This window comes from Sphingomonas citri (assembly GCF_019429485.1).
GTDB lineage: Bacteria > Pseudomonadota > Alphaproteobacteria > Sphingomonadales > Sphingomonadaceae > Sphingomonas > Sphingomonas citri.
The window spans coordinates 167,665-193,626 of record NZ_JAHXZN010000004.1; the positions used below are offsets into that span (position 1 = coordinate 167,665).

General features: G+C 70.6%; 24 protein-coding genes and 1 tRNA gene. 10 read left to right on the forward strand and 15 right to left on the reverse strand.

Going from position 1 to position 25,962, the window contains the following annotated elements:
• Nucleotides 1-81 precede the first annotated feature (81 nt).
• On the forward strand, nucleotides 82-1,317 hold the full coding sequence (locus KZ820_RS13090) for a DUF1996 domain-containing protein (protein WP_219749066.1): 1,236 nt from the start codon (nucleotides 82-84) through the stop codon (nucleotides 1,315-1,317).
• Between the two features lie 275 nt (nucleotides 1,318-1,592).
• Here KZ820_RS13090 and KZ820_RS13095 read toward each other — a convergent pair whose 3' ends face one another.
• The 7 genes from KZ820_RS13095 to infA all read right to left on the reverse strand — a co-directional run bounded on the left by KZ820_RS13095 (nucleotide 1,593) and on the right by infA (nucleotide 5,341).
• Entirely contained in the window at nucleotides 1,593-2,153 is a 561-nt protein-coding gene (locus KZ820_RS13095) for a BCCT family transporter (protein ID WP_219749067.1), read from the reverse strand.
• Nucleotides 2,154-2,823: 670 nt separating this feature from the next.
• A complete protein-coding gene (locus KZ820_RS13100) occupies nucleotides 2,824-3,165 on the reverse strand; it encodes a hypothetical protein (RefSeq protein WP_219749068.1) in 342 nt (113 codons plus the stop codon).
• A gap of 93 nt (nucleotides 3,166-3,258) precedes the next feature.
• Nucleotides 3,259-3,334, reverse strand: a tRNA-Phe gene (locus tag KZ820_RS13105).
• Between the two features lie 31 nt (nucleotides 3,335-3,365).
• On the reverse strand, nucleotides 3,366-3,545 hold the full coding sequence (locus tag KZ820_RS13110) for a DNA gyrase inhibitor YacG (protein ID WP_219749069.1): 180 nt from the start codon (nucleotides 3,543-3,545) through the stop codon (nucleotides 3,366-3,368).
• Nucleotides 3,545-4,468 (reverse strand): ribonuclease E/G, encoded by a 924-nt coding sequence (locus KZ820_RS13115; RefSeq protein ID WP_219749070.1) that lies wholly within the window; start codon nucleotides 4,466-4,468, stop codon nucleotides 3,545-3,547. The genes KZ820_RS13110 and KZ820_RS13115 overlap by 1 nt, the downstream gene beginning before the upstream one ends.
• Nucleotides 4,461-5,051, reverse strand: a complete 591-nt coding sequence (locus tag KZ820_RS13120; protein WP_219749071.1) for a Maf family protein — start codon at nucleotides 5,049-5,051, stop codon at nucleotides 4,461-4,463. Before KZ820_RS13120 ends, KZ820_RS13115 begins: the two co-directional genes overlap by 8 nt.
• Before the next feature lie 44 nt (nucleotides 5,052-5,095).
• Nucleotides 5,096-5,341 (reverse strand): translation initiation factor IF-1, encoded by a 246-nt coding sequence (gene infA, locus KZ820_RS13125; protein ID WP_022685627.1) that lies wholly within the window; start codon nucleotides 5,339-5,341, stop codon nucleotides 5,096-5,098.
• A 166-nt stretch (nucleotides 5,342-5,507) separates the two neighbouring features.
• Here infA and KZ820_RS13130 point away from each other — a divergent pair, with 166 nt between their 5' ends.
• The gene (locus tag KZ820_RS13130; RefSeq protein ID WP_219749072.1) at nucleotides 5,508-6,023 is read left to right on the forward strand and encodes a hypothetical protein; all 516 of its coding nucleotides are present in this window, start codon (nucleotides 5,508-5,510) and stop codon (nucleotides 6,021-6,023) included.
• A 2-nt stretch (nucleotides 6,024-6,025) separates the two neighbouring features.
• Here the strand turns inward: KZ820_RS13130 and KZ820_RS13135 are convergent, their stop codons facing one another.
• From KZ820_RS13135 to thiL, 4 genes are all read right to left on the reverse strand, one after another.
• Nucleotides 6,026-6,409 (reverse strand): hypothetical protein, encoded by a 384-nt coding sequence (locus KZ820_RS13135; RefSeq protein WP_219749073.1) that lies wholly within the window; start codon nucleotides 6,407-6,409, stop codon nucleotides 6,026-6,028.
• An 83-nt stretch (nucleotides 6,410-6,492) separates the two neighbouring features.
• Entirely contained in the window at nucleotides 6,493-7,932 is a 1,440-nt protein-coding gene (locus tag KZ820_RS13140) for a DNA methyltransferase (RefSeq protein WP_219749074.1), read from the reverse strand.
• 266 nt (nucleotides 7,933-8,198) lie between these two features.
• On the reverse strand, nucleotides 8,199-10,382 hold the full coding sequence (locus KZ820_RS13145) for a sodium-translocating pyrophosphatase (RefSeq protein WP_219749075.1): 2,184 nt from the start codon (nucleotides 10,380-10,382) through the stop codon (nucleotides 8,199-8,201).
• An 80-nt stretch (nucleotides 10,383-10,462) separates the two neighbouring features.
• Complete coding sequence (gene thiL, locus KZ820_RS13150; protein ID WP_219749076.1) at nucleotides 10,463-11,341, reverse strand: thiamine-phosphate kinase; 879 nt, start codon at nucleotides 11,339-11,341, stop codon at nucleotides 10,463-10,465.
• A gap of 96 nt (nucleotides 11,342-11,437) precedes the next feature.
• On the opposite strand from thiL, the gene KZ820_RS13155 reads away from it, so the two are divergent.
• Together KZ820_RS13155 and KZ820_RS13160 are read left to right on the forward strand one after the other, a co-directional pair.
• Nucleotides 11,438-11,812, forward strand: a complete 375-nt coding sequence (locus tag KZ820_RS13155) for a hypothetical protein (RefSeq protein ID WP_219749077.1) — start codon at nucleotides 11,438-11,440, stop codon at nucleotides 11,810-11,812.
• Nucleotides 11,813-11,859: 47 nt separating this feature from the next.
• Nucleotides 11,860-12,522, forward strand: coding sequence for a M24 family metallopeptidase (locus KZ820_RS13160; RefSeq protein WP_219749213.1), 663 nt, complete (start codon nucleotides 11,860-11,862; stop codon nucleotides 12,520-12,522).
• Between the two features lie 392 nt (nucleotides 12,523-12,914).
• On the opposite strand, the gene KZ820_RS13165 is transcribed toward KZ820_RS13160, so the two are convergent.
• A complete protein-coding gene (locus KZ820_RS13165) occupies nucleotides 12,915-13,091 on the reverse strand; it encodes a DUF4169 family protein (protein ID WP_219749078.1) in 177 nt (58 codons plus the stop codon).
• A gap of 1 nt (nucleotide 13,092) precedes the next feature.
• The gene (gene nusB / locus KZ820_RS13170) at nucleotides 13,093-13,548 is read right to left on the reverse strand and encodes a transcription antitermination factor NusB (protein ID WP_132908719.1); all 456 of its coding nucleotides are present in this window, start codon (nucleotides 13,546-13,548) and stop codon (nucleotides 13,093-13,095) included.
• 152 nt (nucleotides 13,549-13,700) lie between these two features.
• Between nusB and KZ820_RS13175 the strand changes: the two genes are divergently transcribed.
• From KZ820_RS13175 to metK, 5 genes are all read left to right on the forward strand, one after another.
• Nucleotides 13,701-14,216 (forward strand): YciE/YciF ferroxidase family protein, encoded by a 516-nt coding sequence (locus tag KZ820_RS13175; protein WP_219749079.1) that lies wholly within the window; start codon nucleotides 13,701-13,703, stop codon nucleotides 14,214-14,216.
• Nucleotides 14,217-14,557: 341 nt separating this feature from the next.
• Nucleotides 14,558-16,987 carry an ATP-dependent helicase HrpB gene (gene hrpB / locus KZ820_RS13180; protein ID WP_219749080.1) on the forward strand — a complete coding sequence of 810 codons (2,430 nt, stop codon included), beginning with the start codon at nucleotides 14,558-14,560 and terminating at the stop codon, nucleotides 16,985-16,987.
• 253 nt (nucleotides 16,988-17,240) lie between these two features.
• Nucleotides 17,241-20,144: a TonB-dependent receptor gene (locus KZ820_RS13185; RefSeq protein WP_219749081.1), complete on the forward strand. Its 2,904-nt coding sequence runs from the start codon at nucleotides 17,241-17,243 to the stop codon at nucleotides 20,142-20,144.
• 204 nt (nucleotides 20,145-20,348) lie between these two features.
• Entirely contained in the window at nucleotides 20,349-21,884 is a 1,536-nt protein-coding gene (gene lnt, locus KZ820_RS13190) for an apolipoprotein N-acyltransferase (RefSeq protein WP_219749082.1), read from the forward strand.
• A 42-nt stretch (nucleotides 21,885-21,926) separates the two neighbouring features.
• Nucleotides 21,927-23,126 (forward strand): methionine adenosyltransferase, encoded by a 1,200-nt coding sequence (metK, locus tag KZ820_RS13195; RefSeq protein ID WP_219749083.1) that lies wholly within the window; start codon nucleotides 21,927-21,929, stop codon nucleotides 23,124-23,126.
• Nucleotides 23,127-23,365: 239 nt separating this feature from the next.
• Here the strand turns inward: metK and aguB are convergent, their stop codons facing one another.
• Entirely contained in the window at nucleotides 23,366-24,229 is an 864-nt protein-coding gene (aguB, locus tag KZ820_RS13200) for an N-carbamoylputrescine amidase (protein WP_219749084.1), read from the reverse strand.
• A 74-nt stretch (nucleotides 24,230-24,303) separates the two neighbouring features.
• The gene (locus tag KZ820_RS13205) at nucleotides 24,304-24,966 is read right to left on the reverse strand and encodes a hypothetical protein (protein ID WP_219749085.1); all 663 of its coding nucleotides are present in this window, start codon (nucleotides 24,964-24,966) and stop codon (nucleotides 24,304-24,306) included.
• Nucleotides 24,967-25,105: 139 nt separating this feature from the next.
• On the opposite strand from KZ820_RS13205, the gene KZ820_RS13210 reads away from it, so the two are divergent.
• Entirely contained in the window at nucleotides 25,106-25,912 is an 807-nt protein-coding gene (locus KZ820_RS13210) for a DUF815 domain-containing protein (protein ID WP_219749214.1), read from the forward strand.
• The last annotated feature ends 50 nt before the right edge of the window (nucleotides 25,913-25,962 follow it).

Sequence of the window (25,962 nt, forward strand, 5' to 3'; positions counted from 1 at the left end):
AAGACGATTTTAGTCGGAAGGCGCGCGACTTCTCGCATCGTCGCAGTGGCTCCGTCCAACGTCTATCTCTTCGGGGGTTTCATGAAGAAGCTTTGGATCGTGGGCGCGGCCGTGGTCGCCGCGTCGAGTGCTTATGCGGCGACGAACACTGCCAACGTCGCTCAGGCTGCCACCAGCTTGGTCGCGGTGATCGCTGCGCCGGCCACCCCGGCGGCCAAGCCTGCCGCGACGGTGAAGCTTGCCGCCGACGGACTGCCCGTCGACGCGATCCGAAAGACCGGGCCTTTCGGCGTCGTCCAGCAGCCGTCCTACGCCAGCAACTTCAAGACAGAGGACTTGCTGGTGCCGTCCTGGGGAACGGGCGCGATCCCGCAGTCGGGCGCACCGGACGTGGTCGGCGCCTTCCGCTTCATCTGCATGCCCGGTCAGGTGCTGAAGGACGACCCGATCGTCTTCCCCGGTCAGCCTGGCAAGTCGCACGCGCACCAGTTCTTTGGTAACACTGGCGCTAACGCTTATTCCGATTACGGGAAGCTGCGCTTTAGCGGCGACAGCACGTGCAACAATAAATTGAACCGCTCGGCCTATTGGGTTCCAGCGATGCTCAACGGCAAGGGCAAGGTTGTCCGGCCAGACTATGTCTCAATTTACTACAAGCGCATCCCTGAAAGCAGCCCGGCCTGCCAGATCGAGGGAAAGGCGTGTGTCGACATGCCGCGAGGTCTGCGCTTCGTGTTCGGTTACAACATGGGAACTGGCAAGAGCGAGAATAACTTCTACTTTAACTGCGATGGCCCGACTGCGACACCTGGCCATTATCCGGATCTTGTCACCGCGGCGAAGTTCTGCCCGGTGGGCAACCGCATCGGTGCGGTGATCCAAGCGCCGAGCTGCTGGAACGGACGTCAACTCAACTCGGGTGACCATCGCAGCCACATGGCTTTCCCGAGCTATGGCTGGGATGGTATCCTCAAGTGCCCGGCGACTCATCCGTATATCGTGCCGACTTTCACGCTCGGCGCGTGGTACACGGTGGACGAGGATCTCGACACCTCGGGTGAGTGGAGCGAGGGCAAGAGCACGTGGACGCTCGCCTCCGACTCGATGCCCGGCATGGCAACGCAGCGCCCCGGCACCACCTTCCACGCCGACTGGATTGGCGCTTGGGACGACAAGGTGCTCGCCATGTGGACCGCGAACTGCATCAACAAGCTGCTTAACTGCTCGGGCGGCGACCTCGGCAACGGCCTTCAGCTGAAGATGCGCGACGACTTCACCTGGAACGCCACGCCGCGACTCGTAGACATGCCCAAGTAAGCGAACTCCAGCCGGCGCGGGAACTCACGCCCGCGCCGCCGACGACCACCGCGCCAGGTCTGGCTCGTAGAAGCTGGCGCGGCGCGGTGTCGTGTTAGATCTGCGCATGCTGGCGCAAGGCTGGCATGTCGCGGGCTGGCGCCGATCGATTTCGGGCTTTCGAGACGATCTTACGCCGACACCGCCAGTAGCCGAACTACTATAGCACGAGAAAACCAAGCGCGCGGCGCGCCGTCGCGGTGGCGGGCCATGTCCCCGTGCCGCGGAAAGATCGACTAGCCGAGCCGCCAGCGCTCGAGCTGAGCGACGACGTCGGCCTTCACCTGTTCGACGGTGAGATCGGTGAGGTCGCGCGCACGCGTGCCCACGCTGCTCTGCGCGGCGAGGTACCAGGCCACGCTGCGGCGCGCCTCCGACGCCTCCAGCGCGGTGTAGGCGGCGAGCGGCCGTGACCGGGGCGTAAGGCGATAACTGAAGGCGCGCTGGCTATCGGCGCCGACCGACAAGGCGATCGCGTCCTCGGTCAGCACGAGCTCGCTATCGGTCCAGCCTTCCTCCCGCAGCGCCTCGTACACCGATCGGAGCGCGGGTTCGCCGGTGTCGCGCAGCTGTCGCAGGATGTCGTCGCGGCGGGCCGGCACCAGCAGTCGCCTGAGCCGCTCGCCGACCGCCGGCGCCGCGTCGGAGAGCGTGATGCCGGCGAGATCGGCGTTGGTCTGCCGGATCAGCCCGATCGCCAGCATCAGCATGATGAGGCAGAACGGCAGCGCCGCGAGCAGCGTCGCCGCCTGGAGCGCGCCGAGGCCGCCGGCGAGCAGCAGAAGCGCCGCGGTCACTGTCTCCTGCGTGGTCGCGCAGTCCTATCTTGGTTCGAGGTGGCCTCCAGTATGATCGGGCAGCCTGACAAGATTAGATTCAAGGCCCTCACACGCAACTACCCGTAGCCATATGCGCTCGCGGCCAACCGCGGGTGATGTGAAGGTCCGAGCGGGAGCACGGCGCCTTCAGCGAAGTCGTCAGTTGCGAAATGGCCCCCCCCCCGACGCCGCTGTGACCACGCCCCGCTGCCCGGAGGGAGCCGTAAGTATTCGCGTTTTCCTAAAAGTTCCGCGTGATCGCGGTCTCTCGGTGTAATTCGAGGCCAAGACGTCCCTCACGGTGACATTTTGATGCTGGAGGGGCTGCGCGCGGCGACAGAACATAGGCTTTGAGTCGAAGTCGCTCGTCTCGGAGTTGTCGACATTAGGCCCAGCCCTCTAGCGAACGCAGCCTCGGGCTCTACGATGCAGGAGTGGCATACGAAGGCATCAGTCACGAGCTCCTCCGTAAGTCGCGCTTCTAGGCTGCGGACACGGTTGCAATTGCCGCACGTGAAGTTTTGCAGTCTTCCGCAAAGCCGCCGCCACCTAACTCCAGATCGTACAGTTGTTACATCGCTGATGTCTGCGTCGACTATCCACCTCTATAAGTTCGTTATGCGCGTCCTACAGAGCACGCCACTTCATTTTAACCCTGCGTCTGCCTTCGACTTCGTTGAGCGTAGAGGCGTCTGGTTGGAGTTCGGGCCTCGAAAGAAGAGCGGCGGCGATGAACCGTCCTCTCTCGTACCCCGCCGTGCTCGACGCTTTGAAGCGCTCGTGCCTGCCTCACATCCAGGTCGTAGCGCCGCTTGGCGGCATCGTAGACGCGATACGCTTCGACGCTGAGGACGTCCTTGGCGCCGAGCGACACCTTCAGCTCGCGTTGGCCCGGCTTGGCCAGAAAGGGGCGGAGTGTCTCTGGGTAGACGCGACGAAAAATGAGGCGGCCAGTCGCCTCCTTGCGGACCCAGTCGCGAAGCTTTGCCATGTCCGATTTTGCCCCGGTGTTTGTACCAGGTTCGTCGAGCGGAATGGCGGATTTCTGGGCTTTCCTAGGCATTGCAGGCCGTTAGGAAGGGTATGGTGCCCAAGGGCGGGATCGAACCACCGACACTACGATTTTCAGTCGTATGCTCTACCAACTGAGCTACTTGGGCGCACCGCTCGCTGAGCGGTGAGGCGCGGTCCCTAGGCGGTGTCGCGCGGCTTGTCCAGCCCCTCCTGCATCTCGTCGTCGATCGCGGGCCCGGGCAGGCGGTAGCCCTCGCCGAGCCAGCGCAGCAGGTCGCGGTCCTTGCAGCCGCGGCCGCAGAAGGGGGCGTGGTCGGGGTGCGCCGGGGCGGCGCAGATCGGGCAAAGCTGGGTCATCACTCGAATATAAGCAGTCGTCCAGTGCGGCGCAGCAGCGCGTCCTGCCAGTCGGGGCTGGCCAGCACGCGTGCGCGCACCGGCTCGGGCAGGCGATGGCGCGGCGAGGCGCTCGGCGGCTCACGCTCGATCCGGCGCAGCGCGGCGCGCGCCTCCGCGCCGACGGGATCCTCGCGCAGCCGCTCGGGCAGCGAGGCGCGCGGTCGCGGGCGTACCACCTGGAGAAAGCCGAAGCCGTTGACCGCGGTACGCTCGAACGGCGGCGGCAGCGCGGCATCGAGCGCGGCGGCGACCGCCTGGCGCGCCGCCTTGCCGGTGACGCTGGGAAAGTCGATCCCGATCGAGCCGCCGATGCCGTGGCGCCGGATCGCGTGGGCCACCGCGGTGGCGGCGCGCAGCGCGAGCGAGTCGGGCGCGTCGTCGCCGTCGACGTCGAACAGCGTCATCGCCGGGGTCGGCGACATCCGCAGCGCGCCGCCGGCGAAGGCGATCTCACCGGTGCGCGCCTCTTCCAGCACCTCTGACCAGCCCGCCGCCTCGAGCACGTCGGCCTCGTGCGCGCGCGGCTCGATGACCGGAAGGCCGGTCGCGGCGATCCGGTCGCGCAGGCTCGCGCCCGCGACTGGCGCGGCGTCGGTGACGCGACCGCGCGCGCGCTTGGCGCGGCCGGGCTCGGGAATCGCCTCGCGCGTCACTTCCACCGTCAGCCGCGCGCCGAGCGTCACGCCCGGCGGCGCGCGGTCGAGCAGCAGCTCGCGCCCGTCCTCCAGCACGGCGACTCGGCGCTCGCGCAGCCGCGCCGGCGCGACGGTGCCGACGCGCAGGCCGTCGGGCAGCTCGATCCGCGCGGCGAGGATCCGCTCGCCCTCGACCAGCGCGGCGCGCGCCTCGCCGATCCCCTCCTCGTACAGCCACTCAGCCAAGCAGGACGCCCGCGGTGGCGAGCAGCGCGCGCGTCTCGAACAGCGGCAGGCCGACCACCCCCGAGTGGCTGCCGGCGAGGAAGCGCACGAACGCCTCGGCGCGGCCCTGGATGGCGTAGCCGCCCGCCTTGCCGAGCCCCTCGCCACACGCGACATAGGCGTCGATCTCCGCCTCGCTCAGCGGCTTGAACGCGACCACCGTGTCTGCCAGCCGGGTGCGCCCGCGGCCGTCGGGCGCGATCACGCACACCGCCGAGAGCGCGTGGTGGCGCCGCCCGGCGAGCAGCCGCAGCAAGGTGCGCTGCACCTCCGGGTCGGTGGCGGGGGGCAGGATGCGGCGGCCGAGCGCGATCGTGGTGTCGCCGGCGAGCACGGCCTCGCCCGCCTCGCGCGTCACCGCGCGCGCTTTCTCCTCGGCGAGGCGCAGCGCATAGGCGCGCGGCAGCTCGCGCGGGCGCGGCGTCTCGTCGATGTCGGGCGACTCGGTCCGCGCGGGGGAGACGCCGAGCCGCGCGAGCAGGTCGCGGCGGCGCGGCGAGGAGGAGGCGAGCACCAGCGGCGCGGCGCCGTCGTGCGGCGTCACGCTCTCACCGTCAGCGTCATGGGAGAGCTCGTCCGGCGCGCGGCTCAGGACGGGCCGGGGCCGCCGCGGCCGGGCATGAAGCGATAGGTGATGCGACCCTTGGTGAGGTCGTACGGGGTCAGCTCGACCAGCACCTCGTCGCCGACGAGCACGCGGATGCGGTTCTTGCGCATCTTGCCCGCGGTGTGGCCGAGGATCTCATGGTCGTTCTCGAGCCGGACGCGGAACATCGCGTTGGGCAGCAGCTCCACTACCTGCCCGCGCATCTCGAGGAGTTCTTCTTTCGCCAAACGGTGTCTCTTTCGCGCTGAGTGCGCGCGCCCTTAGCCGAGACGGCGGAGAAAGGAAAGGCGAGCGCGTGGATCGCGCGGCGACCCGTGAGGCGCGGCGCGCCCCGTATATGGACAGTGCGGGGCGGTTCGGCAAGGCGGCCCGCGCGGCCGTCTATAGTGGAGCATGCGGGCTACCACTTTCGCGCTGCGCTACGAGGATCTGCTGGCGGCGACGCGCGCAGGCGCCGCGCGGCGCGGCTGGTGCCGCCGTCTCGCCCTGGTCACGCTTCCCTGGTCAGGGCTCGCGGTGGCGCTCGGCACCGGCGATCTCGGCGAGGGTGAGCGAGTCACGACACAGGTCGCGCTGGTGCTCGCCGCGCTGGGCTGGAGCGCGGCGATGCTGCTGGTGGCGCCGCTGGCGGCACGCCGGCGGCTGGTGCGACGTGTCCGGCGCCGCTTCGCCTGCCAGCCCCCGACCGCGCTGCTCACCACGCTGGCTTGGCGCGAGAGCGGGCTGGTGCTGGCCTCGCCGCGCGGCACGCTGCGGCTCGGCTGGGACGAGGTGGCGGCGGTGGAGCAGGGCACGCTGCTGCTGTTCCGCCGGCGCGATCGCGGGGTGCCGCCGTTCGTGCCGCTCGCGCTGCTGACGCCGGCGCAGCGCGCCGAGCTGCTCGCGCTGGGGGAGGCCGCGCGGCGGTGAGGTCAGGCGGGCGGCGGCGCGTCGGAGAGCAGCCAGGCCTCTGCCTCGCCCGACGTGGCGAAGAAGGCCGCACCGCGGATCTCGGCGGCGCGGCGGATCTGGCGCCGCGCGAGTGAAAGGCCGACCACGAAGGCGAGGCGCCGCGACGCGGTGGCGGGATCACCGACCACGCGCTGGAAGGCGTCGACGCTGTCCTGCGCCTGGATGTCGATCGCGCGCATGTCGACCAGCGTGACGTGCTGGTTGGGCGCGCAGCGCAGCTCACGCTGTGCCGCCGCCAACCCTCGCGCGAACGCGGCGATGTCGGGCGCGGTGAAGAAGCCGGCGATGGTGATGCGAACGAGGTCGCGGGCGGGATCGATCGCGAAGGAGTAAGCGGGCGGCATGCCGAGCCGCTAGCACGCGCCGCCCGGCTTTATGGCGCTAAGTGACTGATCGACATCTGTTCAGCCGCGCCGGCCGGATGGCCTCACAGCAGCGAGCCCTGGCCGCCGCGATCCTCGCGCACGGCCTGGCGGAAGGCGGCGTTGGGGTCGACGTGCGGCAGGTCGGGGCGCTTGCCCGCCATCAGTTCGGCGAGCGTCAGGATCTGCAACCGCGCGTAGCTGCGCCCCGTCGCGCTGCTGGCGAAGCGCCCCACCGCGGCGGCCTCGCGGATCATCGGCTCGGTCGGGGCGGCGCGGGTGACGAACACGCCCGCGATCGCGCGATCGCGCACCATCGCCGCGTGAAGCTCGCGCACCATCGCCACGCCCACCTGCTCGCCGCTCTTCACCGATACCAACGCGCGCTCGACCGTGCGCCCGTCGGGGCGGCAGTAGAGCAGCCCGTCGACCCCGCCGTCCGCGCCCTTGCGTCGCCCGCCGTGCGGCATCGCGCCGATCAGGAAGACGACCCACCACTGGAACTGATAGCGGTCGCGTCGCGCCAGGTCCTCGGCCGAGGCGAGGTCGCGTGGCGTGCCTTCGACGGTGAAGCGCGCGTCGGGGAAGGCGGCGTGCAGGCGCTTCTCGATCAGCGCGATGGCGAGATGGGTCACGTCGATCCCGGTCCAGCGCCGCGCCAGCTTCTGCGCGGCATGCACCGCGGTGCCGCAGCCGCAGAACGGGTCGAGCACGAGGTCGCCGGGCCGCGACGAGGCGGCGATGATCCGCTCCAGCAGCGCGACCGGCTTCTGCGTCGGATACCCCAGCTTCTCGACCGAGAAGGACTTGATGTTGGGCGAGTAGAGCGCGGGATCGTCCCATACGTCGTCGATCGGCTTGCCGAGCGGGTTGGCGCCCCCGCCGCGGCGCTCGTAGCCGGCGGCGTGCGCGACATATTGCTTGTTGAAGGTCCAGTCGGCGGCGGGGTCCCGGACGTAATAGAAGATCGTGTCGTGGTTGCGCACCCAGTTGGCGGTGCGGGTCTTGAAGCCGCTCACCCAGCCCGAGCGCCACACGATCTCGCGACGGAAGGCGCGCGGGGCGAACACGCCGTCGAGCAGCAGCTTGAGGTAATGGCCAGCGGTCGGGTCGCAGTGGAGATAGAGGCTGCCGCTGGGCTTGAGCACGCGGCGCAGCTCGATCAGCCGGATCGTCATCATCGCGAGATAGGCGAGCATGTCGTTCTCGCCGAGGAAGCGGCGGAGCGAGTCGAGCAGCTGGAACGCGTCCGCATGGCCGCTGCGCGCGACCTGGTCGAAGGCGTCGGCGGCGGCGTCGTTCCAGTGCCAGCTGTCGTGGAAGGCCTCGACCTGCGCCGCGGTGCCCGCGCCGTCGGGCGCGCGGAAGAGGATGTTGTAGCTGGCGTTCGAGTTGAACGGCGGGTCGAGGTAGATCAGGTCGACGCTGGCGTCCGCGATCTCACGCCGCAGGACGTCGAGATTGTCGCCATAGTAGAGGTGGTTCGTCGGCCGGTTCGTACCCATGCGCGCGAGAGCAGCGTGGTTGGTACGAGGGCGTCACGGGTTGGTTCGTCCGGAACGGAGGTGAGTCGGGCCGGGCGAGAGGGGCAGGGTCCGATGTGGACTAATCTGGGTTGATCGAGAGGAGAATCCTTCCCTGCAAGGGGAGGTGGCGCGCGCAGCGCGACGGAGGGTGTCGCCGGCGGTGAGTCTCGCCCGCCTCACCTTCGGTGACACCCCTCCGTCAGCCCTGCGGGCTGCCACCTCCCCTTGCAGGAAAGGATCTGACGTCAGCCGCCACCCCCCGCCAGCGCGGCGAGCAGCAGCAGCGCGACGATGTTGGTGATCTTGATCATCGGGTTCACCGCCGGGCCGGCGGTGTCCTTGTAGGGGTCGCCGACGGTGTCGCCGGTCACCGCGGCCTTGTGCGCCTCCGAGCCCTTGCCGCCGTGATTGCCGTCCTCGATGAACTTTTTGGCATTGTCCCAGGCGCCGCCGCCCGAGGTCATCGACAGGGCCACGAACAGCCCCGAGACGATCACGCCGAGCAGCATCGCGCCCAGCGCGGCGAATCCGCTCGCCTGCCCGTCGACCGCGGTGACGATGAAGTAGAGCGCGATCGGCGACAGCACCGGCAGCAGCGACGGCACGATCATCTCGCGGATCGCGGCGCGGGTGACGAGGTCGACGGTGCGGCCGTAGTTCGGCCGGCTGGTCCCCTGCATGATGCCGGGATTGTCGCGGAATTGCTGGCGCACCTCCTCGACCACCGCGCCCGCCGCGCGCCCCACCGCGGTCATGCCGAAGGCGCCGAACAGATAGGGCAGCAGCGCGCCGAGCAGCAGCCCGACGATCACGTACGGGTTGCTGAGCGAGAAGTTGACCGACAGGTCGGGGAAATAGGTCTGCAGGTCGGTGGTGTACGCGCCGAACAGCACCAGCGCGGCGAGCCCCGCCGAGCCGATCGCATAGCCCTTGGTCACCGCCTTGGTGGTGTTGCCGACCGCGTCGAGCGCGTCGGTGCGCTCGCGCACCTCGTCCTCCAGCCCCGCCATCTCGGCGATGCCGCCGGCATTGTCGGTCACCGGGCCGTAGGCGTCGAGCGCGACCACCATGCCCGCCTGCGCCAGCATCGCGGTCGCGGCGAAGGCGATGCCGATGATGCCGGCGAGCTTATAAGCGGCGACCACCGCGACCACGATCACGAGCGTCGGCAGCGCGGTCGCCTCGAGGCTGATGGCGAGCCCCTGGATCACGTTGGTGCCGTGGCCGGTCTCGCTCGCCTTGGCGATCGACTTGACCGGGCGGTAGTTGGTGCCGGTGTAATATTCGGTGATCCACACGATCAGCCCGGTCACCGCCAGCCCGATCAGCATCGAGAAGAACAGGTCGTAGCCGGTGAAGGCGCTCGCCGCCGGCACGCCCGCCACGCCGCTCGCCGCCTGCGAGGTCGCGCCCGCGTCGGGCACCGCGCCGCTGCCGGCGTCGAGGAAGCCCGCCCCGCCGATCACGCGGTGCAGGTCGCCGAGCGTCCACTGCGTCACCGCCCAGATCGCCGGGATCGACAGCAAGGCCGAGGTCCAGAAGCCCTTGTACAGCGCGCCCATGATCGAGCCGCCGCCGAGCCGCACCATGTACGTCCCGATGATCGAGGTGATGATGCACACGCCGCCGACCGCGAGCGGCAGGCTCATCAGCCGCATCAGCTCGGCCGCGTCGGCCTGGATCAGCAGCGCGATCGACACCATGGTGACGCCGAGCGTGACGACATAGGTCTCGAACAGGTCGGCCGCCATGCCGGCGCAGTCGCCCACGTTGTCGCCGACATTGTCCGCGATCACCGCGGGGTTGCGCGGATCGTCCTCGGGGATGCCGGCCTCGACCTTGCCGACCAGGTCGGCGCCGACGTCGGCCGCCTTGGTGAAGATGCCGCCGCCCAGCCGCGCGAAGATCGAGATCAGCGAGGCGCCGAACGCCAGCGCGGTGAGCGCCTCGACGATCGCGCGGTCGTTGGGCAACAGCCCCGCCGGCCCGGTGAGATACCAGAAGAACAGGGCGATGGAGAGCAACCCCAGCCCGGCGACGAGCATCCCCGTCACCGCGCCCGAGCGGAACGCCATCGTCAGCCCGCGCTGGAGCGTCGAGCGCGCCGCCTCGGCGGTGCGGACGTTGGCGCGGACCGAGATCGTCATGCCGACGAAGCCGGCGACCCCCGAGAGCAGCGCACCGATGACGAAGCCGATCGTGGAGAGCAGCCCGAGCGTGACCGCGAGCACGATCGCGACGATCGCGCCGACCACGGCGATGGTGGTGTACTGGCGCCCGAGATAGGCCTTGGCCCCCTCCTGGATCGCGCTGGCGATATCCTGCATCCGCTCATTGCCCGGCGACGCGGCGAGCACCTGGCGGCTGGTGACGAAGCCATAGAGTACGGCGATGACGCCGCAGACGATGGCAAGGTAGACGATCGTCATGCCTCACATCCCTCCTGTTGCGCGCCCGGTCTGTCGCCGGGAGGTGTCGCGCGGGAGGCGGAGGCTAACATGCGGGAACGTCAGCGCAACCCGTGCTCATACCCGAGCCGGCGAGGGGTCGGCAGCGGCTCGCCGGCGCGGGTCAGCCGCAGCCCGGCGCCAGGCTCGAACCGCCCGACGCGGGTCGCCGGCACGGGCGCGACGAAGCCCGGCGCGGCGGCGAACAGCAGCTCGTAATCGTCGCCAGCGGTCGCGGCGGCGAGCGCGTCGGTGACCCCCGCCGCTAGCGGCACGTCGACGAGCTCGACCGTCACCGCGACGCCGCTCGCCAACGCCATCCGCGCGGCGTCGATCAGCAGCCCGTCGGAGACGTCCATCATCGCGGTGACCAGCGGCGCCAGCGCACGTCCCTCCGCCAGCCGCGGCACTGGGCGGCGGTAGCGCGCCCGCAGCGCCGCGTCGCCTCGGCCAGCGCGCGCGATCGCCAATCCCGCGCCGGCGTCGCCGATCGTGCCGGTGACCCAGAGCGTGTCGCCCGCGCGCGCGCCGCCGCGCGCCGGGGCGGCGGCGTCGCGCCCGATCGCGGTGAGCGTCAGCACGCGCGGCGCCCCCGTGGGCAGCGTCACGGTGTCGCCGCCGAGCAGCGCCCCGCCGAGGTCGCGCAGCGCGGCGTCGAGCCCGTCGAGGAACGCGGCGTCCCAGTCGGCGTCGCGCAGCGGGTAGTTGAGCAGCACGCCCTCGACCAGCGCGCCCTTGGCGGCAAGGTCGGAGTAATTGGTCGCGAGCAGCTTCCACGCCACGTCGGCGGCGGGGTCGTCGGGGAGGAAGTGGACACCCTCGACCAACGTGTCGGTGGTGAGCGTGTAGCCGCCCAGCGTCGCGGTATCGTCGGTGAGCCCATGCGCGCCGGGGTGGAGCGGCAGCCGGCGCAGGCGCGCGAGGAGATCGGCCTCGGTCATGCGCGCGGCATAGCCGGGGTGCGGCGGGTTGTCGTGCGTGGCGAACCGCTCGTTAACGCCCGTGCCCCTATGTCGATCGCTCGATAGGAGCTGACGATGTCGGGCGTACCGGCCGAACATGATGACCTGCGCCGGCGGATGGCGCGTTTCCTCCCGCTGATGGACTCGACCGGCCATGCCAGCGGGGTGCTGCTGCGCGAGCGGCTCGAGTTCTCGCGCATCTTCCAGACGCACAGCCAGGAGGAGCAGCGCGCCGTCGCCGCGCGTGCCGCCGCCGAGCCGGGCTTCGCGCCCACCGCGGCGGCCTATCGCAACCAGCTCGACGGGCTGCGCGCGGACTATAGCGCGCATATCGCGCGCTGGCCGCCCGCCGCGATCAGCGACGACGCCGCGGGCTATCGCGCCGCGGTGGTGACCTTGCAGCGTCGCTTCCACGACCTGCTCGCCTGGGAGGAGCGCCACCTGCTGTGACCCGCGCGCGGTCCCGCTATGATAGAGGTGGGAGGTGCGGGGTGACGATGCGGCGGGCGGAACTGGAGGCGGCGGAGCGGCGCGCGCTCGATCTGCTCGCGGCGATCGAGGCGCGCGGGCTGATCGCGCCCGGGCGCAGCGAGCGCGACATCTACGCGCTGGCCGAGCGCGTCTTCGGCGTCGAGAAACACTGGCACAAGCGGATCGTGCGCGCCGGCGCCAACACGCTGGCGATCGCGGCGGACAATCCGCCGGTGCGCGACATCGCTGCCGACGACATCGTCTTCCTCGACCTCGGCCCGGTGTTCGGCACCTGGGAGGCCGATGTCGGCGCGAGCTATGCCTTGGGGGACGACCCGGTGAAGCACGCCCTGTGCCGCGACCTCGAGGCGCAGTTCGCCGCGGTCTGCGCGCGTTTCCGGGACGAGCCCGACATCACCGGCGCTTCGCTCTACGCCTTCGCGTGCGAGTCGGCCGCGGAGGCGGGGTGGCGCTTCGGCGGGCGGATCGCGGGGCATATCGTCGCGGAATTCCCGCACGCGCGGCTGCCCGGCGCCAAGCAGATCCACCAGATCAGCGCGGAGAACCCGACGCGGCTGCGCGACCCCGACGCTCATGGCGAGGAGCGCCACTGGATCTGCGAGATCCATCTGGTCGAGCCCGAGGGACGTTTCGCCGGATTCTACGAGCGGCTGATCCCGCTGGGGTGAGCGGCTGGGAGGGGCGAGACCTCTCAGCCTCTAGGCCGTCATCCCGGACTCGGTCCGGGATCCACCGGGCCGCACACCCAGCGGTAGCGGCACATGCGGTACCGTGGATCCTGAAACGAGTTCAGGACGACGGTAGTTCGTAGGGGGAGGGTAGAGCGCACCGCGCGGCCCGGCCCATCACGCCTCGCGCGGCGTACCCCGTCCTGGCGCTCCCGTTTCAGCGCCTCACCGACGAGTGGCAGTGCCTTTCGCCTGCCCCATCCGTCATCCCGGGGCTCGACCCGGGATCCATGGTGCCGCGAGAGCCGAGGCTGTCGCTCGCGGAGGGATGGATCACGGCTGAGGGCCGGGATGACGATGGAGGTTGAGGCGACGCAACCGCCCCCCGCCGCTCATTCCTCGCGCTTTGCCCCGTCGAGCACCGCCTCCTGCCGCGCGCGCTCCTGCCGCTCGGCCTGCTTCTCCGCCTTGGTGCGGCCGTAGGCGGTGCGGTTCGCCACGGCCTGTGCCGCCTCTTCCGCCCGCCGCTTGGCCTTGCGCGCGCGATTCAGCGAGACCAGCTCGCCCATCTCAGCCGCGTACGTCCTTGGCGATATTGTCGAGCAGTCCGTTGACGAACCCCGCCTCGCGCTTCTGGTAGAAGGCATGCGCGACGTCGACATAGGAGCTGATCGCCGCGCCCACCGGCACGTCCTCGCGCGCGAGCAGCTCGTAGCAGCCGGCGCGCAGGATCGCCTTCATCGGCTTGTCGAGCCGCTCCAGCGTCCAGCCGGTGCTGAGCTTCGCCTCGATCAGCCGGTCGATCTCGCCCTGGCGCGCGTTCGTGCCGGTGACGAGATCGTCGAAGAAGTCGACGTCGGCCTCGGCATATTGCGCCTCCTCGATCTCGGCGCCGAGTCGGTGGTGGTGGAACTCGTGGAGCAGGGCGGGCAAGGCGGTGCCCTCCATCTCATGCTGGTACAAAGCCTGGACGGCGGCGAGGCGGGCGGCGGCGCGGGCCTTGGTGCGGGCAGCGGTGCGGGACATAAGCGGCGCCCTGTACGCCGGTGCGCGCGCCGCGTCACCCCTCGCGCGCCGTTGATCTCGATCAGCCTGTTCGCGCGCTGATCTGGCGCAACGTCCTCGGCCCCCCGTCGTTCGTGCAGCATCCCTTCGCACATCGTCAGAGGAGCATCACCATGGGCCTGTTCACCAAGGACATCGAGACGCTGCACGACCTGTTCCTGCACACGCTGCAGGACATCTATTACGCCGAGAACCAGATCACCAAGGCGCTGCCCAAGATGATCGAGAAGGCGACCGCGCCCGAGCTCAAACAGGGCTTCGAGACCCACCTGCGCGAGACCGAGGGCCAGATCGCGCGGCTCGAGCAGGCGTTCGACGCGCTGGGCGAGAAGGCCAAGGCGGTCACCTGCCCCGCGATCGACGGCATCATCAAGGAGGCCAACGAGGTCGCCGGCGACATCGCCGACAAGTCGGTGCTCGACGCCGCGCTGATCGCCTCGGCGCAGGCGGTCGAACATTATGAGATCACGCGCTACGGCACGCTGATCGCCTGGGCCAAGCAGATGGGCCACGACCAGGTCGTCACCTTGCTCCAGGCGACGCTCGACGAGGAGAAGTCGACCGACGAGAAGCTGACCACGCTGGCCGAGAGCAAGGCCAACGCCAAGGCGGACCTCGCGACGGCGTGAGGTGAGCGGGCCGCGCGGCGATAGGGCGGCCCGTTCGACCTGATGTGGTAGGGCGCCCGGTCGGAGAGCGGCCGGGCGCCCTTCCTTCTTGTTCCCCGGCGCAAGCCGGGGCCCAGGTGGGGGGACGTTGCTGAGGCAGGTAACAGGAGTCACGGTCACGTCTCCGCTTGAATCGACGCTGGCATGTGACAACGGCCGCGCGTCGTCACGACGGCCTTCCCCACTGGGCCCCAGCCTCCGCCGGGGCGCAAGCGGTGGGTGTCGGGTGCGATAGCGCACGCCGCGGTATCCGCGACGCCAACCCCTTCTTCCCGCCCCCGCCGCCCGCTAGGGCAGGCGGCGTGACCCCGACGCTGCCGATCCACACTGTCCTCCCGGAACTGCTCGCCGCGCTGCGCGACGGCGGCGCCGCGGTGCTGGTCGCGCCGCCGGGGGCGGGCAAGACCACCGCGGTCGCCCCCGCGCTGCTCGCCGAGCAATGGTGCGACGGCGAGATCATCGTCACCTCGCCGCGCCGCCTCGCCGCGCGCGCCGCGGCCGAGCGGATGGCGCAGCTCGCCGGCGAGCCGGTCGGCCAGACCTTCGGCTATGCCACGCGGCTCGACACCAAGCGCTCCGCCGCGACGCGAGTCACCGTCGTCACCGAGGGTATCCTCACCGCGCGGCTCCAGAGCGACCCCGAGCTGACCGGCGTCGCCGCGCTCCTCTTCGACGAGGTGCACGAGCGCAGCCTCGACGGCGACTTCGGGCTCGCGCTCGCGCTCGACGCGCGCGCCGCGCTGCGCCCCGACCTGCGCGTCGTCGCGATGTCGGCGACGCTCGACGGCGTGCGCTTCGCGACCTTGCTCGACGGCGCGCCGGTGGTGGAGAGCGAGGGGCGCAGCTACCCGCTCGAGCTGCGCCACCTCGGTCGCGCCGCGGAGGCGCGGATCGAGGACTCGATGGCGGCCGCGATCCGCCAGGCGCTGCGCGACGAGGCGGGCGGGGTGCTCGCCTTCCTCCCCGGCGTCGCCGAGATCGAGCGCACCGCCGAGCGAGTCGGCGACGTGCCCGGGGTGCGGCTCCACCGCCTGCACGGCAGCCTCGACCCCGCCGCGCAGCGCGCCGCGATCCGCGCCGAGCCCGACGGCGCGCGCAAGCTGGTGCTCGCAACCAGCATCGCCGAGACCAGCCTAACGCTCGACGGCATCCGCGTGGTGGTCGACAGCGGACTGGCGCGGCGCCCGCGCTACGACCGCGCCGCGGGGATGACGCGGCTGGTCACCGAGCGCGCCAGCCAGGCCGCGGCGACGCAGCGCGCGGGCCGCGCCGCGCGCCAGGGACCGGGGGTCGCCTATCGTCTGTGGGCGGCGGCGGCGACCGCGGGCATGCCGCGCTTCGACCCGCCCGAGATCATCGAGGCGGACCTGTCGGCGCTGGTGCTCGCCTGTGCGTTATGGGGGGTGAGTGACCCGCGCGACCTGCGCTGGCTCGACGCGCCGCCGGAGGCCGCGGTGGCGGAGGCGCGCGCGCGGCTCGCGGCGCTGGGGGCGCTCGACGCCGACGCGCGCCCGACCGCGCACGGCCGCGCGATCGCGGCGCTGCCGATGCCGCCGCGGCTCGCGCACATGCTGCTCGCCGCGGCCGACCCGCGCCGCGCCGCCGAGGTGGCGGTGCTGCTCCAGGAGCGCGGGCTCGGCGGCGCGGACGCCGACCTCGAGCTGCGCTGGCGGCGCTGGCGCGGCGACCGTTCGCCCAAGGCGGAGAGCGCACGCGGGCTGGCGAGGCGCTGGGCCGGGCTGGTGAAGCGCGGGCAGCGCGAGGGCGCGCCCGACTCGATCGGCGCCTGTGTCGCGCTCGGCTTCCCCGATCGCGTGGCGCGGCGGCGCGACGCGAGCGGCGAGCGCTGGGCCTCGGTCGGTGGGCGCGGCTTCAAGCTGGACCCGACGTCGCCGCTCGCCTCCGCCGAGTGGCTCGCGGTGGCGGAGACGCAGGGGATGGCGGCGGGGGCGCGCATCCTCGCCGCCGCGCCGATCGCGGCGGAGGAGGTGGAGGCGCTGTTCGCCGACCGGATCGAGGCGCGCCGCACCGCCGACTTCGATCCCGCCACCGGCGCGGTGCAGCCGCTGCGCGAGCGCCGGCTCGGCGCGATCCGGCTGTCGAGCGGGCCGGACAGCACGGCCGACCCCGCGGCGATCGCGGCGGCGCTGGTGGAGGGCGTGCGCGCGCACGGCCTCACGCCGCTGCCCTGGTCGCGCGCGGCCGAGGCGCTGCGCACGCGCGCGGCCTATGCCGGCGTGCCGCTCGATGACGCCACGCTGCTCGAGCGGCTCGACGACTGGCTGCCCGCGCTGGTCGAGGGCAAGCGCCGGCTCGACGCGATCGCGCCGGGCGCGCTGGTGGAGGCGCTGCGCGGGCTGCTCGGCTGGGACTCGCTGCGCGCGATCGATCGCGTCGCGCCGGCGGATTTCACCAGCCCGGCGGGGTCGACCCACGCGATCGACTATGGCGCCGAGGCGGGGCCGACGGTGGAGTTGCGCGTCCAGGCGCTGTTCGGTCTCGACCAGCATCCGGTGGTAGGGACCGAGCGCGTGCCACTGGTGCTGTCGCTGACCTCGCCGGCGGGCCGGCCGATCCAGACGACGCGGGACCTGCCCGGCTTCTGGCGCGGCAGCTGGCACGCGGTGGCCAAGGAGATGCGCGGCCGCTACCCGCGCCACCCCTGGCCCGACGATCCGGCCAACGCGGCGGCGACGCTGCGCACCAAGAACGCCGACGCGCGACGCGGGTGAGGCGGCCGACTCGCTCTTCGCGTCATCGGCACAGTCCAGTCAAAGCTTTGGCGTCTCGCTGTGAACATTCACATCAGCGCGGTCGGCGGTGCTGAACACGATCACAGGCGAGCAACAATGCTGCCATGTTAGCGCTCACGCCTAAACCGGTTACATTCTCGCCTTGATCTCCCCGGTTGTTACTTCCATAGGCCCAAAAATCATAAGAATAGCCGTGGTCAAGCGGCAGTGTTTCACGGGAGAGGAACGGGTCATGCGAACATCGATCAAGCTTTGCCTGCTGCTGGGCAGCATCCTGAGCGGCGCGCCCGTGCTGGCGCAGACCGGCTCGGCACCCGAGAACCCGGCGACGGTGCCGCAGGAGCAGACGCCCCCCGCCGCCGCGGTCGGCCAGGATGCCCCGGTCGGCCAGGGCGGCGCGGCGGTCGCGCCCGACGCCGCTGCCGCGGGCGACGAGATCGTCGTCACCGGCATCCGCGCCAGCCTCAGCTCCTCGGCGCAGACGAAGCGCGACGCCAACCAGATCGTCGACTCGATCAGCGCGGTCGACGTCGGCAAATTCCCCGATGCCAACATCGCGGAGTCGCTCCAGCGCATCACCGGCGTGGCGATCGACCGCTCGGGCGGCGAGGGCCAGTTCATCACCGTCCGCGGTCTCGGGCCCGAGTTCAACACCGTCCTCGTCAACGGCCGCGTCATGGCGACCGACAACGCCGGGCGCGAGTTCTCGTTCGACGTGCTCTCCTCGAACATGATCCAGCGCACCGACGTGTTCAAATCGCCCGTACCCGAGCTGCAGGAAGGCGGCATCGGCGCGACGGTCAACATCGTCACCGCGCGTCCGCTGGAAGGCCGCAGCGGCTTCCGCGCCGCGGCGCAGATCGGCGGCATCTACGATCGCTCGCGCGAGCGGATCACCCCCGATCTCGCCGCCACGGTCTCCTACGCCAACCCGGACAAGACCTTCGGCGTGCTGCTCGCGGGCTCCTACACCAAGCGTAAGAGCCAGACCGATCAGATCGCGATCGACGGCTGGATCAACGGCCGCCCCGATATCGTCCAGACGATCGGCGGGGTGCCGACGCTGATCACCGGGTCTGACCCGCGCTATCCCGTCACGGGCAACGCCAACCTGCCGCAGAGCGTCTACTACCAGCGCGCGCAGGAAGAGCGCGAGCGGATCAACGTGTCGGGCGCGGTGCAGTTCAGGCCGGCGGACAATCTCGAGATCACCGTCGACGGCATCTACTCGCGCTTCAACATCTCGGGCGTGACTCGCCGGCTCGATAACTTCATGGCCGCGCCTTATTACCAGCCGACCTTCGACGACACCAACACCGCCACCGGCCTGACCATGCTGGGACGCGACTTCATCGCCGCCAACCCGCAGTTCCTGGCGGCGAATCCGACGCTGACCAACAACGGCGTCAACGCCAAGGTCGACCACGTCTACAACACGACCAACCGCAAGTCGGACAGTTATCAGATCGGCGGCAACGTCAAGTGGAACCCCACAGAGAACGTCGAGCTGCGCTTCGATGCCTCGACCACCGGCGCCAACCGCAACTCGCCCAATGCCTATCTCGTCTACGGCGCGCTGCTACCCTACAGCTATCAGTTCTCGCTCGATGGTGGGAAGGGGATCCCGTCGATCTCCTACGACAACAACATCATCAACAACCCCGACCTGATGCGGCTGCATTACATGGGGATCGACGCCAACCGCTCGCGCGACCGCGGCTCGGAATATCACTTCGACACCAAATGGACCGTCGACGGCTCGATCCTGCGCAACGTGACGCTCGGCGGGTCGTACACCGAGCGGCGCAAGATCAATCGCCAGTTCAACAACAGCGACTCCAACTGCACCTATTGCGGCTATCAGGTGCCGATCGCCTCGGGCCTGCTCCAGCCCTATGAGTGGGGCGACCTGCTCGGCGGCGGGCAGAACATCCCGCCCTCGCTGTTCCAGGTCGATCCGCAGGCCTTCCTCGCCTATCTCAACGATCCCGCCACGCTCAACATCCCCTCGAACGGGCGCACGCCCGAGCAGCAGGCGGCCTATGCGGCGCAGGTGCAGGCGCTGGAAGGCGGGCCGTTCGGCGTGCGCGAGCAGCTGCGCGGCACCGTCAACGTGCAGGAGCGGCTGACCGCTGGCTATATCAGCATGCAGTTCGGCAACGATCGCTGGACCGGCAACGCCGGCGTGCGCGTGATCCGCACCCAGGTGCTCTCCTCGGGCTTCGACACGCCGGTCACCGGGATCGCCAACACGCCCGGCGACGACACGCTGCAATATACCTATGGGCCCGCCACCGCGATCGCGGTGCGCAGCAGCTACGTCAACGCGCTTCCCTCGGCCAACGTGAAGTACAACCTGACCGAGAAGCTGATCGCGCGCGCCGCCTTCTCGCAGACGATCACGCGACCGACGTTGACCGACCTGGGCGTCAACAACGACTACGGCGGGCGCATCGCGGTGCCGCTGTCGTCGGGCGGCAACCCCAATCTGCTGCCGTTCCGCTCGACCAACTACGACCTGTCGCTCGAATGGTATCTCTCGCGCGTCAGCTACATCAGCGTGGGCGGCTTCTATAAGGACCTGTCCGACTTCCTTGAGCTGCAGACGCTGCCGGTCGAGCGCTTCGGCCGGGTCTATCAGGACACGCGCACGCGCAACGGGCAGAGCGGCACGATCAAGGGCATCGAGGTCGGCGGGCAATATTCGTTCGACGCGCTGGGCGGGTTCGTCGGCGGCTTCGGCCTTACCGGCAACTACACCTATGTCGCCAGCAGCGCCGAGCGCGACCAGGTGCTGGCGGACTTCCAGTGCGGCTACAACGGCCTGTCGCCGCACTCGGCGAACGGCAGCGTGTTCTACGAGAAATACGGCATCTCGGCGCGCGTGTCGTACAACTGGCGCTCGGACTATCTGCGCAACTGCCGAGACAGCCAGTCGCGGCCGCGCAACCGCTCCTCCTACGGCCAGCTCGACTTCAACGTGTCCTACGACCTCACGCCCAATTTCCAGCTCTACGTGCAGGGCGTGAACGTGACCAACGAGTTCATCGACGAATGGTCGGCGATCAAGGAGCGCTACCTGCTCCAGCAGGAGACCGGCGCACGCTACAACGTCGGCCTGCGCGTCAAGCTGTGAGGGGGTGAGGGCGCGTTGCGCTGAGGCGACGCGCGCTCAGGGATCGCGGTCGGCGCACGCTTCACCTGCCGTCATCCCGGACCAAGTCCGGGATGACGGAAGGGGTCCGCAGACGGATCATGCGACGCGGGCGGAGGGGTGACGCCAGGAAGTCGATGCGCCACCCCCTCCCGCGCGCGCCGCGGAGGTGCTAGCGGCGCGCGCATGACTCGCCGCCCCTCCCTCGTCGCGCTGCTGCTCGGCGTCGCCGCCGCCTGCGGCTTCGCCCCGCTCGAGCTGTGGTGGCTCGCGCTCGCCGCTTTCGCGGGCTGGCTGGCGCTGGTCCATGCCGCGCCGACGCTGCGCCAGGCGCTGTGGCGCGGCTATGCCTTCGGGGTCGGGCATTTCACGATCAACGACAACTGGTTCCAGCACGCCTTCACGTTTCAGGACAAGATGCCGCACGCGCTCGGCTATCTCGCCCCGTTCGCGCTCGCTCTGTACCTGGCGGTGTTCCCCGCCGCCGCGGCGGGGCTGGCGTGGCGCATGCGGCGCGGCGGCGCACCCGATCTCGGCTGGGTGCTGCTGGCGGGTGCGTGCTGGATCGTCACCGAGTGGGTGCGCTCCTGGCTCTTCACCGGCTATGCGTGGGACCCGCTCGCGGTGATATGGGTGCCGGTCCAGCCGGTGGCGTGGCTGGCGAGCCTCGTCGGCACCTACGCGCTGTCCGGCCTCACCGTGGCGCTCGCGGGCCTGTTGCTGCTGGTGCCGCGCCGCGCGTTGCCGCTGGGCGGCGTGGTGCTCGCCGCCGCGGCGCTGCTCGGCGCGCAGGCGCTGAGTTATCGCGGTCCGCCTCCCGCCGCCGCACCCGACGCCCCGCGCGTGATCGTGGTGCAGCCCAACGTGCCGCAGGATCAGCGCGGCGAGAGCGATCAGGCGATGATGCTGGCGCGGCTCACCCGCCTCTCCGGCCGGCCCGGCGCGGCGCCGCGGCTGGTGCTGTGGCCCGAGGGCGTGATCCGCGACTTCATCGAGGACGATTACCCGCTCTGGGTCTATGGCGACACCAGCCCCTGGGTCACCCGCGCGCGTATGACCGCGGTGCTCGGCCCGCGCGACATGCTGATGACGGGCGGCACCGCGCTCCAATTCGACTCGCGCGGCGAGGTCACCGGCGCGACCAACTCGGTGTTCGTGCTCGACCCGGCGCGGCGCATCCGCGCACGCTACGACAAGGCGCATCTGGTGCCCTACGGCGAGTATCTGCCGATGCCCTGGCTGCTCAAGCCGCTCGGTCTGGCGCGGCTGGTGCCCGGCGACCTCGATTTCGCGCCCGGCCCCGGGCCACGCACGCTGGCGGTGCCCGGCTTCGGCGCGATCGGGGTGCAGCTCTGCTACGAGATCATCTTCTCGGGCGAGGTGGTCGACCGCGCGCACCGGCCGCGGCTGCTCTTCAACCCCTCCAACGACGCCTGGTTCGGCGCCTGGGGGCCGCCGCAGCACCTCGCCCAGGCGCGGCTGCGCGCGATCGAGGAGGGGCTGCCGGTGGTGCGCGCCACGCCGAACGGCATCTCGGCGGTGATCGCTGCCGACGGCACGCTGCTTGGCACCGTCGCGCACCATGCCGGCGGGGCGGTCGACGTGGCGCTGCCACCCGCGCGCCCGGCTACCGTGTTTGCGCGGCTGGGCAATGCGGCGGCACTGCTGGTCGGGCTCGCGCTGGTGGCGGGCGCGGTTGCGTTGCGCGCGCGCCGGCGGTAAGCATATAAAGCTATCTTTATATCGTTATCTGCCGGAGCCTCCATGCGTCAGTCGTTCATCTTCACGTCGGAGTCGGTGTCGGAAGGGCACCCCGACAAGGTCGCGGACCAGATCTCGGACGCGATCGTCGACCTCTTCCTCGCCAAAGACCCCGAGGCGCGCGTCGCGTGCGAGACGATGACCACCACCAACAAGGTGGTGCTCGCGGGCGAGATCCGCGGGCGCGGCATCTACGAGAACGATCAATGGGCGCCGGGCGTGCTCGACGAGATCGAGGCTGCGGTCCGCGCCACGGTGAAGCGGATCGGCTATGAGCAGTCGGGCTTCCACTGGCAGACGTTCGACTTCTCGAACAACCTGCACGGCCAGTCGGCGCATATCGCGATGGGCGTCGACGAGAGCGGCAACAAGGACGAGGGCGCGGGCGACCAGGGCATCATGTTCGGCTACGCCACCGACGAGACCCCCGGCTTGATGCCCGCCACGCTCTATTACAGCCACAAGATCCTCGAGAAGATGGCGGCGGACCGCCACGCCGGCATCGCGCCCTTCCTCGAGCCCGACGCCAAGAGCCAGGTGACGCTGCAATATGAGAACGGCGTGCCGGTGCGCGCCACGGCGCTGGTGGTGTCGACCCAGCATTCGGCCGATCTGTCGAACGAGGCGGGCCAGGCGCGCCTGCGCGACTACGTCAAGGGCGTATTCGCCGAGGTGCTGCCCGAGGGTTGGCTGCCCGAGGAGAAGGCGATCTACGTCAATCCGACGGGTCTGTTCGAGATCGGCGGTCCGGACGGTGACGCCGGGCTGACCGGGCGCAAGATCATCGTCGATACCTATGGCGGCGCGGCGCCGCACGGCGGCGGCGCGTTCAGCGGCAAGGACCCCACCAAGGTCGACCGCTCGGCCGCCTATGTCGCGCGCTATCTCGCCAAGAACGTGGTCGCGGCCGGACTGGCCAAGCGCTGCACGATCCAGCTGAGCTACGCCATCGGCGTGGCCGAGCCGCTCAGCGTCTACGTCGACCTGCACGGCACCGGCAACGTCGAGGAGAGCAAGCTCGAGGCGGCGTTGCCCAAGCTGGTGCGGCTGACCCCCAAGGGTATCCGCGAGCACCTCAAGCTCAACGCGCCGATCTACAGCAAGACCGCGGCCTACGGCCACTTCGGCCGCGATCCCGAGGGCGACCTGTTCACCTGGGAGAAGACCGACCTGGTCGAGCAGCTCAAGCAGGCGGTGGCCTGAGGAGAGGGCGCCATCCTTCCTTCAGGGAGGGGGATGGCGCACGCGGCAGGCGATGTTTTCATCCTCCCCTGCGAGGGGAGGTGGCACGCCGCAGGCCTGACGGAGGGGTGACGCGGCTGGCGAGGAGCGGTGGACTCACCAGCGGCGACACCCCTCCGTCGCGCTGTGCGCGCCACCCCCTCCTTACAGGGGAGGATCAAAAGCGACCCGGATTCTTAGTCTTAGTCGCTGCTGCCCCCTCAGATATCCTGCACCAGCCGCCCGTACAGCTCGGGCCGGCGGTCGCGGAAGAAGCCGAAGGCGGCGCGGTGGCGGCGCACGCGGTCGAGGTCGAGCGTCGCGGTGATCACGCCCTCCTCCTCGCGGTCGAGCTCGGCCAGGATGTCGCCGCGCTCGTCGGTGATGAAGCTGGTGCCATAGAAGGTCTGGCCGTGTTCGACGCCGACGCGGTTGGCCGCGATCACCGGCACCACGTTCGACACCGCATGCCCCACCATCGCGCGCCGCCACAGCCGCGCGGTGTCGAGCGAGGTGTCGTGCGGCTCGCTGCCGATCGCGGTCGGGTAGAAGAGCAGCTCCGCGCCCATCAGCATCATCGCGCGCGCGGTCTCCGGATACCATTGGTCCCAGCAGACGCCAACGCCCAGCCGGGTGCGATGCCCCGCGCTGACCGGCCCGTCCCACACCTTGAATCCGGTGTTGCCGGGGCGAAAGTAGAATTTCTCCTCGTAGCCGGGGCCGTCGGGGATGTGGCTCTTGCGATAGACGCCCTGGATCTCGCCGTCGGGGCCGATCATCGCCAGCGAGTTGTAATGGTGCGGTCCGTCCAGCTCGAAGAAGCTCGTCGGGATATGGACCTGCAGCGCCTCGGCGAGCGCCTGCATCGCCAGCACCGCCTTGTGCTCGCGCACCGGCGCGGCATTGGCGAACAGCGACTCGTCCTCGACGCGGCAGAAATACTCGCCCTCGAACAGCTCGGGCGGCAGGATCACCTGCGCGCCGCGCGCGTGCGCCTCGCGCACCGCCTCGGAGACCTTGGCGATGTTGGCGTCGATGTCGGCGGAGAAGGCCAGCTGCAGCGCGGCGACGGTGATCTCGGTCATGCGCGCGCACATAAGGTGCGCGCGGGCAGGAGGCTAGGGTGAAGCCGCGAGACGCTTCTCCTCCTGCCCGACCGTCACGGCAGGATGCTGCCCGTCCGGTACAAGCGATCCTCCAGCAGCGGGACGATCTCCTCCTCCTCGGTGGCGCGCGCCGGGTCGAGCGCGAGCAGCGCGGCGAGCGCGTGCCAGCCGTAGCGCGGCGTCACGGTCGCGCCGCCGGGCGCGCCGAGCCGGCGGATCACGCCGAGGCCCTGCTCGAGATCGACCGATCCGCCGACCTCGACCGCGCTCTCGCCGCTCACCAGCACCGGCGCGCGCAGGTCGCCGCCGACGACCAGCACCGACTCCTCGCGCGCGGTGTAGATCCAGTCGCCGACAATCAGGTCGCCGGTGACGACCACGCGGCTGCCCCAGTCGTTGAGCAGGCTGCCGCAGCGCAGGCTGCCGAACACGACCAGCGCGGCATGGCCGTCGTTGCCGTCGACCTCCTGCGTCGAGACCTGGCCGGCGACGCTGAGATCGCCCTCGATCAGCGTCAGCAGCGTCAGCGGCGTGTAATCGCCCGCGATCACGACGTCGCCACGGTGGCGTCCGGCGCTGACGTCGTCGGGCTCGAGCACGGGCGAGACCAGCTCGATCTGCGAGAGCAGGTCGGCGAGCGCGGCGTCGGGCAGCGCCTCGACCAGCACCGCGATCTTGTTCTGCCACGTCTCCATCGGCATCCGCTGCCACGCCATCCGCACGTCTCCTCGCTCGTCCAAGGGGTTATAGGAAGAGGATGGGGCCGGAGCGGCGACGCGGGCGGGGGCCTGACCCGGATCGAAGGGCGCGGCGCAACCCTTGAGCCGCGCGCACCGGCCCGCTAGCCCGGCGGCGATGGACCCGCTCGACCGCATCGCCGCCGCGCTGGAGCGGCTCGCGCCGCCGCCGCCGCCCGCCGCCGACCCGCTGGCGCACCCGGCCTATGTCTGGCGCGGCGGCGTGCTGGTGGCGGCGCGCGCCTTCGCGCCGCTCGACCTCGCGCTGCTCCAGCGCGTCGACCAGCAGCGCGACGCGCTCGTCGCCAACCTCGAGCGGCTCGCCGCGGGCCATGCCGCGCAGGACGTGCTGCTGTGGGGCGCGCGCGGCACCGGCAAGTCGGCGCTGGTCAAGGCGAGCGTCGGCGCGGTGCAGGCGCGCGGCGGCGCGCTCGCGCTGGTGGAGGTGGCGGCGGAGCAGCTCGCCACGCTGCCCGCGCTGTTCGACGTGCTGGCGCGGCAGCCGCGCGCCTACGCGCTGTTCGTCGACGATCTCGGCGTCGACGACGCGAGCGAGGCGCGCGCGCTGCGCTCGCTGCTCGAGGGTGGCGCCGAGGCGCGCCCCGCCAACGCGCGGCTGATCGTCACCGCCAACCGCCGCCACCTGGTGGTGCGCGAGCACGCCGCCGCCGAGCGCGCGATCAACCCGCGCGACGCCGACGACGACCAGCTGGCGCTGGCCGACCGCTTCGGGCTCAGCCTCGGCTTCCACGCCGTCGACCAGGACCAATATCTCGCGATCGTGCGCGCTTATGCCGAGCGGCATGGGCTGGCGTTCGACCCGGCCGAGGCGGTGCGCTGGGCGACGCAGCGCGGCAGCCGCTCGGGCCGGGTGGCGTGGCAATATGTCGTGGAACTCGCGGGGCGCAGCGGCATCTCGTTGTGATCGCGAGATGAATTAGGTAAGTATCAGTGACGAACCGTGCGGTAGCTGCG